Here is a 567-nt window from a genome sequence, read left to right on the forward strand (position 1 = left end):
ATTCAGCATACGCTGATCATTAGCGTGGTGCTCGTGATGCTGGTGGTGCTGCTGTTCCTGCGCCGCATCGTGCCGACGCTGGCGGCGGGCGCGGCGGTGCCGCTCTCGCTTTCCGGCACGCTCGCGCTCATGTGGGCCTCGGGCTACAGCCTCGACAACATCTCCCTTCTCGCGCTCACGATCTCGGTCGGCTTCGTGGTGGACGACGCCATCGTCGTGATCGAGAACTGCTACCGGAACATGGAAGCGGGCATGAAGCCGATGCAGGCCGCGCTCGTCGGCTCGCGGCAGATCGGCTTCACCATCGTGTCGATCTCGCTGTCGCTGATCGCAGCCTTCATTCCGCTTCTGTTCATGGGCGGCATGATCGGGCGACTGTTCGGCGAATTCGCCTGGACGCTCACCTACGCGATCCTCATATCCGCCATCGTCTCGCTCACGCTGACGCCGATGGTGTGCGCGCGCTTCATCCGCCGCCTGCCACGCCCGCGCGAGACGTGGCTCGACCGCCGCGTTGAGCCGTTCTTCGAGTGGCTGCTGGCGCGTTACGACCGTTCGCTGACATAC

General features: G+C 64.7%; 1 protein-coding gene. It reads left to right on the plus strand.

The features are described from left to right. Positions 1-567: efflux RND transporter permease subunit (locus T281_RS17205; protein WP_037242640.1), on the plus strand; the 567-nt coding region annotated here is incomplete at both ends.

This window comes from Rhodomicrobium udaipurense JA643, assembly GCF_000636015.1.
GTDB classification, from domain to species: Bacteria; Pseudomonadota; Alphaproteobacteria; order Rhizobiales; family Rhodomicrobiaceae; genus Rhodomicrobium; species Rhodomicrobium udaipurense.